Annotated in this window: 9 protein-coding genes and 2 tRNA genes; 7 read left to right on the top strand and 4 right to left on the bottom strand. The window is 68.7% G+C overall.

The features are described from left to right. The first annotated feature begins 329 nt into the window (after window positions 1–329). From JX613_RS06865 to JX613_RS06855, 3 genes are all read left to right on the top strand, one after another. Window positions 330–1,628 carry a COG4223 family protein gene (locus JX613_RS06865; RefSeq protein ID WP_207100714.1) on the top strand — a complete coding sequence of 433 codons (1,299 nt, stop codon included), beginning with the start codon at window positions 330–332 and terminating at the stop codon, window positions 1,626–1,628. 25 nt (window positions 1,629–1,653) lie between these two features. Next, entirely contained in the window at window positions 1,654–3,354 is a 1,701-nt protein-coding gene (locus tag JX613_RS06860) for a heme biosynthesis protein HemY (protein ID WP_419538820.1), read from the top strand. A gap of 69 nt (window positions 3,355–3,423) precedes the next feature. Continuing rightward, window positions 3,424–3,499, top strand: a tRNA-Thr gene (locus tag JX613_RS06855). Between the two features lie 56 nt (window positions 3,500–3,555). On the opposite strand, the gene JX613_RS06850 is transcribed toward JX613_RS06855, so the two are convergent. From JX613_RS06850 to metG, 3 genes are all read right to left on the bottom strand, one after another. Then, window positions 3,556–3,641, bottom strand: a tRNA-Leu gene (locus JX613_RS06850). A 59-nt stretch (window positions 3,642–3,700) separates the two neighbouring features. Beyond that, window positions 3,701–4,621, bottom strand: a complete 921-nt coding sequence (gene rocF / locus JX613_RS06845) for an arginase (protein ID WP_207100712.1) — start codon at window positions 4,619–4,621, stop codon at window positions 3,701–3,703. Between the two features lie 75 nt (window positions 4,622–4,696). Further along, window positions 4,697–6,415: a methionine--tRNA ligase gene (gene metG, locus JX613_RS06840; RefSeq protein WP_207100711.1), complete on the bottom strand. Its 1,719-nt coding sequence runs from the start codon at window positions 6,413–6,415 to the stop codon at window positions 4,697–4,699. 203 nt (window positions 6,416–6,618) lie between these two features. Between metG and JX613_RS06835 the strand changes: the two genes are divergently transcribed. Further along, complete coding sequence (locus tag JX613_RS06835; RefSeq protein ID WP_207100710.1) at window positions 6,619–7,107, top strand: BLUF domain-containing protein; 489 nt, start codon at window positions 6,619–6,621, stop codon at window positions 7,105–7,107. Between the two features lie 61 nt (window positions 7,108–7,168). Here JX613_RS06835 and JX613_RS06830 read toward each other — a convergent pair whose 3' ends face one another. Next, window positions 7,169–7,795, bottom strand: a complete 627-nt coding sequence (locus JX613_RS06830; protein WP_207100709.1) for a GcrA family cell cycle regulator — start codon at window positions 7,793–7,795, stop codon at window positions 7,169–7,171. A 131-nt stretch (window positions 7,796–7,926) separates the two neighbouring features. Between JX613_RS06830 and JX613_RS06825 the strand changes: the two genes are divergently transcribed. The 3 genes from JX613_RS06825 to argF all read left to right on the top strand — a co-directional run bounded on the left by JX613_RS06825 (window position 7,927) and on the right by argF (window position 11,167). Next, a complete protein-coding gene (locus JX613_RS06825; RefSeq protein ID WP_237168402.1) occupies window positions 7,927–8,745 on the top strand; it encodes an ABC transporter permease in 819 nt (272 codons plus the stop codon). Between the two features lie 141 nt (window positions 8,746–8,886). Further along, window positions 8,887–10,053 carry an aspartate aminotransferase family protein gene (locus JX613_RS06820; protein WP_207100708.1) on the top strand — a complete coding sequence of 389 codons (1,167 nt, stop codon included), beginning with the start codon at window positions 8,887–8,889 and terminating at the stop codon, window positions 10,051–10,053. Window positions 10,054–10,240: 187 nt separating this feature from the next. Further along, window positions 10,241–11,167, top strand: coding sequence for an ornithine carbamoyltransferase (gene argF, locus JX613_RS06815; protein ID WP_207100707.1), 927 nt, complete (start codon window positions 10,241–10,243; stop codon window positions 11,165–11,167). The last annotated feature ends 33 nt before the right edge of the window (window positions 11,168–11,200 follow it).

The following is an 11,200-nucleotide window of genomic DNA, read 5'->3' as shown; positions in this document are numbered from 1 at the left end:
GGCTGGTGGCCGAGGCCGCGCGGGGCGCGCGGGCGCCCTTGTGGCCGGTCGCGATCAGCGCCGCCGCGCTGGCCGCCTGGGACGGACCGGCAGCGGGGGGCCGCATCGCCGATTCGCCCGATGCCGCCGCCATGGCCCGGGCGATCCGCAGCCTTTCCCTGACGGAACAATGATGCGCAGGGCGGGTTGAGAAGCAGCCCCTGGCTGATTAGGCTGCGGGCCACGCGCGGCCATGCCTGCTGCCGCGATGACGGGGACAGAACGTGAAAAAGCCAGACAAGACCAGAAGCCCGAGCCGAACCGAAGTTTCGCGGGACGAGACGCCCCTGATGCTGAAAAAGGACGCCGCCGAACCGGGCGTGATCGCGCAGGCCGAGACCGGCCCCGGCGACGGCAGCGCGGCCATGGCGACCGGGGGCGAGATCACACCCATCGAATCGACCCTGCTGGGCGACGGCACCGGGCAGCATCCCGCAGCCGAACGCAAGGCGGAAGCTGTCAAGCCGGATGTGGTGCTCACGGACGCGCCGACGGATACACCCGCGCAGACGGTGCTGCGCGATACACCGGCCCCCGCTGCGGCTTCGACCCCCGTGACCCCTGTAAACCCCGCACCCGCGCAGACGGTGACGGTGCGGAAGACCGGCTTCTGGCCCGTGGTCCTGGGCGGTGTGGTCGCGGCGGGCCTTGGGTCGGCGGCGACGATCTGGGCGCTGCCGCACCTGCCCGCAGGCTGGCTGCCCCCGCAGCCCGCCGCCCAACCCACTGACGCGCCGCAGGTCGATGTCGCCGCCCTGCGCGCCGAGGCCGTCAGCGCCGCCGAGGCCGCGGCCGCCGAACGGATCGACGCCCTGCGGGCCGAGCTTGAGGCGGCCGAGGCCGCGACGCCGGACACGCCCCCCGGACCCTCGGCCGAGGATCTGGCGGCCTTGCGCCAGCAGATCGAACAACAGGCCGCGCAGATCGGGGAACTGTCCGCCCGTCCGCAAATCGACCCCGAACTGGCCGCCCGCGTGCAGACCCTGGCGGACCAGGCCGATACGTTGGAACAGCAGCTGCAAACCGCCGCTCAGGCCGCGCAGGCGCAGATCAACGCGGCCCAAGCCGAGGCGCAGCAGCTGCAGCAGGCCGCCACCGAGACCACCCGCCGGGCCGAGGCGGTCGCCGCCATCGCCGCCCTGCAAACCGCGCTGGATCGCGGCGTCACCCCCGACGAGGCGCGCCAGACCCTTGAAGGCGCGGGGATCGAGACGCCCGAGGCGCTGACGCGCCCGGTGCCCAGCCTCGACAGCCTGCAGGCCGACTTCCCCGAGGCCGCGCGCGCCGCCCTGCGCGCCGCGCTGCGCGAGGAAAGCGCGGCGGGCAACGGCAGCCTGTTCACCAACTTCCTGCGCGCCCAGACCGGCGCCCGGTCCGTCGAGCCGCGCGAAGGCAATGACCCTGACGCGATCCTGTCGCGCGCCGACGCCGCCGTCGAGGCGGGCCACATCGGGGATGCCGTGACGGAAATCGAGGCCCTGCCCGAGGACGCCCGCGCCGCCCCCGCCATGGCCGACTGGCTGGCGGGCGCCACGACCTATCGCGACGCGCAGGCGGCCCTGTCCGACCTGTCCGCCCCTTCAAACTGAGGTCCGGGCAATGCTTCTGTCCTTGTTGAAAATCCTGTTCTTCTTTGCCGTTGTCCTGGTGATCTCGCTTGGCGCGCTTCACCTGTCCGAGACCGGGCAGATGCTGCGCATCGAATACGGGGGGACCGAATACGCCCTGACCCCGGTCAAGGCGGTCGTGGCGCTGCTGGTGCTGATGGTGCTGGCCTGGCTGGCCTTCAAGGCGCTTGGCCTGGCGCTGGCCTTCATCCGCTTCCTGGCGGGGGACGAAACTGCCATCGACCGGTATTTCGCCCGGTCCCGCGAACGCAAGGGCTATGCCGCCCTGGGCGAGGGGATGCTGGCCGTGGCATCCGGCGAGGGCAAGCTGGCGCAGGACAAGGCCGCCAAGGCCGAGAAATACCTGAACATGCCCCATATCACCAACCTGCTGTCGGCCCAGGCCGCCGAGGTCGCGGGCGACAAGGCCCGCGCGGGCCAGGTTTATCGCACCCTGCTGGAAGACGACCGCACCCGTTTCGTGGGTATCCGGGGGTTGATGCGCCAGAAGATGGACGAGGGCGACACCGCCACTGCGCTTTTGCTGGCGCAAAAGGCCTATGCCCTAAAGCCCAGGCACCGCGAGCTGCAGGACACGCTTCTGGGCCTGGAAATGCGCGAGGGTGACTGGAAGGGCGCGCGGCAGCTTTTGAAGGACAAGCGCCGCCAGGGCGACCTGCCCAAGGACGTGCACATCCGCCGCGACGCCGTGCTGGCCCTGCAGGAAGCCAGCGAGGTTCTGGCTCATGGCAACTCCATCAGCGCGCGCGAGGCCGCGATTTCGGCCAACAAGGCCTCGCCCGACCTGATCCCGGCGGCGGTGCTGGCCGCGCGCAGCTATATCGCGCAAAAGGATTACCGCAACGCCTCGCGCGTGCTGGAAAAGACCTGGTCGGTGCGCCCGCATCCCGACGTGGCCGCGGCCTATGCCGAGATCGTCCCGGACGAGACGCCCGCCGCCCGCCTGGCCCGCTTCAACCGCCTGATCGCCAAAAGCCCGGACCACGAGGAATCGCGCCTGCTCAAGGCCGAGCTGCTGCTGGCGGCCGAGGATTTCCCCGGCGCCCGCCGTGCACTTGGTGACCTGGCGGAAAAGCATCCCACCGTGCGGACGCTGTCGATCATGGCGGCGGTCGAACGGGGCGAGGGCGCCGACGACAGCGTCGTGCGCGGCTATCTGGCGCGTGCGCTGACGGCCTCGCGCGGGCCGCAATGGGTGTGCGACAAGTGCCACAACGTGATGGCCGACTGGTCGCCCACCTGCGACAGCTGCGGCGGCTTTGACACGCTGACCTGGAGAGAGCCCGACAGCGTGCGCCCGGTCGCGACCGCCACGGGCGCCGAGATGCTGCCCCTGCTGGTCGGCGCGCCCAGGCACGAGCCCGTGGCGGAACCTGTCCCGGCTGCCGAGGCAGCCCCGGCGCCCGAGGTTGTGGCGGATAAGCCCGCCGAGGCCCCCAAGCCCCGCCCGGTCGAGATCGCGGACGTGGCCCCCGGCATGGTGCCGCGCGAAAGCGACTATGTCAGCGTCGAGCCCGCCCGCACCATCACCACGCCCGAGCCTGCGCCAGCCAGGCCGGAACCGCAGCCCGAACTGGTGATCGTCTCCACCCCGCCGTCGCGGCCCGTCGATGAGCCGGTTCTGATCCGCCCCGACGTGACCCCGCCCGAGGAAGCCGACTGGACCGAAGGCAAGACGCGGCCCTGATGCAGAAAAAGTGCCGCGCCCCCTTTTCCCCCACCCGGGAACCTGCTATCCGGCGCGGCACAACCTGATGCCGGTGTAGCTCAGCTGGTAGAGCACGTCATTCGTAATGATGGGGTCGGGGGTTCGAGTCCCTTCACCGGCACCACGGTTGTTCAAAAAGGCCAGTCCCCCGGGGCTGGCCTTCTGCTTTTCAGGGAAAACTGGTGCGGGCGGCGGGACTTGAACCCGCACGGGCTTGCGCCCCAGGGAGTTTAAGTCCCATGCGTCTGCCATTCCGCCACGCCCGCGCCTTGGGCGTCGCTAACGGGCGCCGCGCCGATTGGCAAGGCTTTCGGAAACTGCGGCCCTAGAAGCTTCGGGTGGGCCGGTCGAAGACCTTGCGGCCCATCAGGCTGCCCACCAGATCGACCATCAGCTTGGCCGTGCGGCCGCGTTCGTCCAGGAAGGGGTTCAGCTCAACCAGGTCCAAAGACGTGACCAGCCCCGATTCGTGCAGCAGCTCCATGACCAGATGCGCCTCGCGGAAGGTGGTGCCGCCCGGAACCGTGGTGCCCACGGCGGGCGCGATGGAGGGGTCGAGGAAGTCCACGTCCAGCGACACGTGCAGCATCCCGTTTTCCGCCCCCACGCGGTCCAGGAAGGCGCGCAGGGGGGCGACGATGCCCTGTTCGTCCAGAACGCGCATGTCGTTCACGGTGATGTCGATGGCCTGCATCGCGGCATGTTCGGCCGGATCGACGCTGCGGATGCCGAACATGCAGATGTTCCGGCCCGGCACCGGGTGGGGAAAGGGCGGAAAGGGATCGAAGCCCGGCAGCCCGAGGGCATAGGCCATGGGCGTGCCGTGCAGGTTGCCCGAGGTCGTCGTCCGCACCGTGTGGACATCGCTGTGGGCATCCAGCCAGATCACGAACAGGGGCCGCCCCGCGCGTTCCGCATGGACCGCCGCGCCCGCCACGGTGCCAAGCGCCAGGGCATGATCGCCGCCCATGGTGATGGGCAGGCCGTCTTGCAGGGCATCGGCCACGGCCTCGCGCAGGGCATCGGTCCAGGCGATCACCTCGGGCAGGTGATGGACGGCGGGGTTGGGGCAGGTGACGGCGGGCGCGGGACCGGGCGTCACGTCGCCGCGATCCTCGACCGAATGGTTCAGGGCTGTCAGCGTCTGCGCCAGTCCCGCGACGCGATAGGCGGCGGGGCCCATCAGGCAGCCGGGGCGGCGCTGGCCTTCGTCGATGGGCGCGCCCAGAAGGATGCAATGCGTCATGTCCAGCCTTTCGGTTGACGGCGTTCGCCGCAACTAAAGGCAGACCGGGCGGGAATGTCCACCGCCCGGCACGGGTTACTGGCGCACACCCTTGAAGCGGTCTTCCCATTCTGTCCGCTGGTCGTCGGTGATCTTGGCGAACAGCACGTCGGGCACGGCGAAGGCATGGCCGGGGGGCAGGGCGGACAGGGCGGCGGCCACGTCGTCGGGCCAGTGGTCGTCCGTGGTGCCCATCGCCTCCAGCATGGCTTGGGCCGCGAAGGGGATGAAGGGCGCGGACAGCACCGCGTAAAGGCGGATCAGGTTCAGGCCCAGGCGGACCTGCATCGCGGCCTGATCGGGATCGGACTTGTGCGTGGTCCACGGCGCGGCCGATTGCAGGTATTCGTTGCCCAGAACCCAGATGGCGCGCAGCTCGGACGCGGACTTGCGGACCTCCATCGCGGCCATGTGGTCTTCATAGGCGCGGATGCGGGCGGTCAGGGCCTCGATCAGCGCGGTTTCGGCGGGGCCATGGCTGCCGCCCTCGGGGACGGTTTCGCCGAACTTGGACCGGCAGAACTTGGTGATCCGGCTGACGAAGTTGCCCAACACGTCGGCCAGATCCTTGTTCACGGATTGCTGGAAATTCTCCCAGGTGAACTCGCTGTCGCCGGATTCGGGGGCGTGGGACAAAAGCCACCAGCGCCAATAGTCGGCGGGCAGGATCTCCAGGGCGTGGTCCATGAAGACGCCGCGCCCCTGGCTGGTGGAAAACTGCCCGCCGTCATAGGTCAGGTAGTTGAAGGACTTGATGTAATCGACCATCCGCCACGGCTCGCCCGAGCCGATCAGCGTGGCCGGGAAGGACAGGGTGTGGAAGGGCACGTTGTCCTTGCCCATGAACTGGGTATAGGTCACGTCCTCGGCCCCCTCGTCGCGGCGCCACCAGCGGCGCCAGGCGCTGTCCGGCTGGCCATGGGCATCGGCCCATTCGGCGGTGGCGGCGATGTATTCGATGGGGGCGTCGAACCAGACATAGAAGACCTTGCCCTCCATCCCCGGCCAGGGCTGGTCGCCGCGTTTCACGGGCACGCCCCAATGCAGGTCGCGGGTGATGCCCCGGTCCTGCAAGCCCTCGCCATCGTCCAGCCATTTGCGCGCGATCGAGGTGGTCAGGATCGGCCAGTCGGTCTTGCTGTCGATCCAGTCGCTGATCTGGCCCTTCAGTGCCGACTGGCGCAGATAGAGGTGCTTGGTTTCCCGCACCTCCAGGTTGGTGCTGCCGGAAATGGCGCTGCGCGGGTCGATCAGGTCGGTGGGGTCAAGCTGCTTGGTGCAGTTCTCGCACTGGTCGCCGCGCGCCTTGTCATAGCCGCAATTGGGGCAGGTGCCCTCGATATAGCGGTCGGGCAGGAAGCGGCCGTCATCCACGGAATAGACCTGCTTTTCGCTGACCTCGGCGATATAGCCGTTGTCGGCCAGCTTTCCGGCGAAATGCTGGGTCAGCACCCGGTTGCGGTCGCTGGAGGAGCGGCCGTAATGGTCGAAGGACAGGCCGAAGCCCCGCGCCAGGGCCGCCTGTTCGCCGTGCATCCGCGCGCAGTAATCGGCCACCGGCTCGCCCGTCTTGGCGGCGGCCAGTTCGGCGGGCGTGCCGTGTTCGTCGGTGGCGCAGATGAACATCACCTCGTGCCCCCGGGCGCGCAGGAAGCGGGCATAAAGATCGGCGGGAAGCTGGGATCCGACGAGGTTCCCCAGGTGCTTGATGCCGTTGATATAGGGCAGGGCAGAGGTGATGAGATGGCGGGCCATGGTCGCGTCCTTTACGGTCGGCGCTTGTGTAGCCGCCTTTCATCCCGATGGGAAGGATGCGGCCCTGGCCCCGGGCAGGGGCGCGGATCACCGGGAAAGGCTGCCGGAAAGGGCAGGCGGGTCGTTCCAATCCTAAGCATCATCGGTCTTGCCTTGCACAGGCAAAACGGGATCATGGCCCGGATTTCGAAACGATGATGGCCATGCTGGAAGATCCCTCCGCCGAGCGCCTTGACGTGCAGGAACAGTTCTGGAAGCCCGTCACCGAGGACAGGCTGGGCTATTGCCTGTATCGCAGCCTTGCCCAGCCAGGCCTTGCCGACGACCAGCTTGAGCGGATCATTGACCGCTCGCGCCAGCGCAACCGGTCGAACGGCCTGACCGGCTGCCTGCATTATGAAAACGGGGTGTTTTTCCAATGGCTCGAAGGACCGTGGCGGCAGGTCTTCCGGCTTCTCGACGCGCTGCGCGACGACGACCGGCACATGGACATGACGATCCTTGACCAGGGGTCGCTGGACCGGCGGCTGTTCCCGGACTGGAAGATGCGGTTTTCCGACCGGCGCGCCGCCTCGCTGTTCGACTGGCTTGCCGACTGGAACAGCCGGCCGGACGACGAGGGGGCCTATGCCGAACGGGTCGGGGTCTTTCTGCGGTCCATCAAGGCCGAAGGGCCGGGCAACGGGGCGTGATCGCCGCCGTCATGCGGAAAGGCCGCCCCGTGGGCGGCCTTTTTCGGGTCGGTGCCGGGACTTACCGCCGGCGGTCGCGGCGCGAGCTCATCGGCTGGAAGGCCACGCTGACATGGGCCTCGCAATACGGCTTGCCGGGCTGGCTGGGCAACCCGCAGAACCAGAACTTCTCGGTCGCGGGATCGCCGATCGGCCATTTGCAGGTGCGCTCGGTCAGTTCCATCAGGGTCAGCTTGCGGGCGCGCTTTTCCACCTCGCGGACCGAGGCCAGGGTTTCCGGGCTGATCTCGTTGGCGGACGGCTGCGGCGGCAGGGGCTGGCCCGCGGGCACGATGGGGCGGCGGGGGACGGGGGTGAAGACAGGCTGGGTCACGGGTTCTTCCTCGGCCGGTTGGGCGGGCGCGGCGGCGGCTGCCTCCGGCTGCGGTTCCGGGCGGATGTCGGGGGCGCTGGCGAGCGCGGGCTTGCGGTCGATCTTCTTTTCGGCCCCGGATCCGATGGCGGGTTCGGGGGCGGGGGCGGGCGCGGGTTCCGGTTCATCGTTGCGGTTCGACAGGCCAAGGCGGTGGACCTTGCCGATGACCGCGTTGCGGGTCACGCCGCCAAGCTCCTTGGCGATGGCGCTGGCCGACTGGCCTTCGGCCCACATGCGCTTCAGCGTCTCGACGCGTTCATCCGTCCAGGACATGGCTGCCTTTCCGGGCGCGCCCCAGCCTCAAAGCTGACCTGCCGCCCCATCTTGAAACCTGCGATTGCCCCCGTCAGAAACGGGATGCCCGGATTTAGCCGCCTGGCACCAGAAATTCAAGGACCGCGACGATGTCCCCCACGATCCGCCCCGAGTCCCCGGCCATGGGCGTGCGCCGTTTCGGCCGCGTCAACTGGCTGGGCCTGCGCACCCTCGCCACGCGCGAGGTGATGCGCTTCATGGCCGTCTGGCAGCAGACGGTCTTTGCGCCGCTGATGACGGCGGCGCTGTTCGTGCTGATCTTCGCCCTAGCGATGGGGCAGGGGCGGGGCCAGGTGATGGGCCTGCCCTATCTGGTCTTCCTGGGGCCGGGGATCCTGATGATGACGGTGATCCAGAACGCCTTCGCCAACACCTCCAGCTCGATCACCTCGGCCAAGGTGCAGGGCAATATCGTGGATACGCTGATGCCGCCTTTGTCGGCGGGCGAGCTGCTGGCGGGCTATCTGGCCGGGTCGGTCGCCCGCGCGGGGCTGGTGGGGGCGGTGATCGGCACCGGCATGGTTCTGGTCACGGGGCGGGGCATTGCCCATCCCGCCTGGGCGCTGGCCTTTGTCCTGCTGGCCGCGCTGATGCTGGGCGGACTTGGCATCCTGGCCGGGATCCTGGCGCAGAAGTTCGACCAGATGGCGGCGATCAGCAACTTCGTCATCACGCCGCTGTCCTTCCTGTCGGGCACCTTCTATTCGGTCCAGGCCCTGCCGGAACCCTTCCGCACGCTGTCGCACTGGAACCCGGTCTTCTACCTGATCGACGGCGCGCGATACGGCGTCACCGGCGTCAGCGACGCGCCGGTCGGGCGGGGGCTGCTGGTCTGCACGGCGGTCGTGGCGCTGGTCCTGGCCCTGGCCTGGCGCTGGCTGAAATCCGGCTATCGGATGAAAGCGTGATTGCGCGGGGGGCGAATCGGCGCTATCCCCACGGGCATGATCGCCTGGACCGCCTTTTCCGCCCGTCCCCGACGTTGACGCAAAGTCACCGTCCGATCCCGCCTGCCTTCCAGAATCGTCCTGCCAATCGGGGAGCCCCCTATGATTTCGCACGTCCTGCCGACCTATAACCGCGCGCCCATTGCCTTTGAGAAGGGCGAAGGGGCTTGGGCCATCGCCACGGACGGCAAAAGGTACCTGGACCTGGGGTCGGGCATCGCGGTGAACGTGCTGGGCCATGCGAATCCCGATCTGGTCGCCGCGCTGACCGAACAGGCGGGGAAAATCTGGCATGTCTCGAACCTTTACCAGATCCCGCAGCAGGAACGGCTGGCCGACCTGCTGGTGGACCACACCTTCGCCGACACAGCCTTCATCACCAATTCCGGGACCGAGGCCGCCGAGCTGGCGATCAAGATGGTCCGCAAATACTGGCATGAAAAGGGCGAGGACCGCATCGAGATCCTGACCTTCGAGGGCGCCTTCCACGGCCGCTCGACCGGCGCCATCGCGGCCTCGGGGTCGGAAAAGATGACCAAGGGCTTCGGCCCGCTGATGCCGGGCTTCCGGCAACTGCCCTGGGGCGACATGGCCGCGCTGAAGGCCGCCATCAGCGACCGGACGGCGGCGGTGATGCTGGAACCCGTGCAGGGCGAGGGCGGCATCCGCCCGCTGCCCGACGCGGACCTGCAACAGATCCGCGCGCTCTGCGACCAGCACGGCGCGCTGCTGGTCTTGGACGAGGTGCAATGCGGCATGGGCCGGACGGGCCGCCTGTTCGCGCATGAATATGCGGGCATCACCCCCGACATCATGATGGTCGCCAAGGGCATCGGCGGCGGCTTCCCCCTGGGTGCGGTGCTTGCGACCGAGGCGGCTGCGGCGGGCATGGTTGCGGGCACGCATGGGTCCACCTATGGCGGCAACCCCCTGGCCTGCGCCGTGGGCGCCCGGGTGATGGAGATCGTCGCCGACGACGCCTTCCTGGCCGAGGTCAACCGCAAGGCCGCCCTGTTCCGGCAAAAGCTGGAAGGCCTGGTCGCCGCGCATCCCGATGTCTTCGAGGCCGTGCGCGGCCAGGGCCTGATGCTGGGCCTGAAATGCAAGCTCGCACCGACCGACCTGGTCAAGGCGGGCTATGCCCAGCACCTGCTGACCGTGCCCGCCGCCGACAACACCCTGCGCCTGCTGCCGCCCTTGAACATCACCGATGACGAAATCGCCGAGGCGGTGGCCCGCCTCGACCGCGCGGCGGCCAGCCTTGCGTGACCTCGCGACCCTGCACGGCACCGGCGGCGGGAACCATCCCTGCCGCCTGCTGACGCGCCGACGATAACCGCTTCTTCTTCACGCAAATATCCCGGGGGAACGCGCGGCACGCGCGTGGGGGCAGCGCCCCCTCTTGACCCGGGCCAGCCAAGCGGGCTTCCTTGCCCAAATCGCGAAAGACGCAAAGATGAAGCATTTTCTGGACATCCACACCACCGGCAAGGCGGATCTGCGGTCGATCATCGACCAGGCCCTTGCCATGAAGACCGCCCGCAACGGCCGCCCCAGGGGCGCGCCCGACGACGAACAGCCGCTGGCGGGCCGCATGGTCGCGCTGATCTTCGAAAAGCCCTCGACCCGCACCCGCGTCAGTTTTGATGTGGGCGTGCGGCAGATGGGCGGGCAGACCATGGTCCTGTCGGGATCCGAGATGCAGCTGGGCCATGGCGAAACCATCGCCGACACCGCCCGCGTGCTGTCGCGCTATGTGGACCTGATCATGATCCGCACCTTCGAGGAAGCGACCCTGCTGGAAATGGCGGAACACGCCACCGTGCCCGTCATCAATGGCCTGACCAACCGCACCCATCCCTGCCAGATCATGGCCGACGTGATGACGTTCGAGGAACATCGCGGCCCCATTGCCGGCCGCAAGGTGGTCTGGGTCGGCGACGGCAACAATGTCTGCGCCAGCGTGATCCATGGGGCGGGCCAGTTCGGATACGACTTCACCTTCAGCGGCCCCCCGCCCTTGGACCCCGAGGCCGAGGCGCTGGACTTCGCCCGCGCCCAGGGCGTCCGGGCCGAGATCGTGCGCGACCCTGCCAAGGCCGTCGAGGGCGCCGATCTGGTCATCGCCGATACCTGGGTGTCGATGCACGACCCCCAGTCCGCCAAGGAACGCCGCCACAACCAGCTGCGGGGCTATCAGGTGAACGAGGCGCTGATGGCCAAGGCCAAGCCGGACAGCCTGTTCATGCATTGCCTGCCCGCCCACCGCGAGGACGAGGTGACAAGCGCCGTGATGGACGGCCCCCATTCGGTCATCTGGGACGAGGCCGAGAACCGACTCCATGCCCAGAAGGCCGTGATGCGCTGGTGCCTGGGCCTCTGACCGGACGGTCCGAACGCCCGCCCTCTGGCGGGC

The organism is Paracoccus shandongensis (assembly GCF_017315735.1).
GTDB lineage: Bacteria > Pseudomonadota > Alphaproteobacteria > Rhodobacterales > Rhodobacteraceae > Paracoccus > Paracoccus shandongensis.
This window is presented reverse-complemented; position numbering and strand designations above follow the sequence as displayed.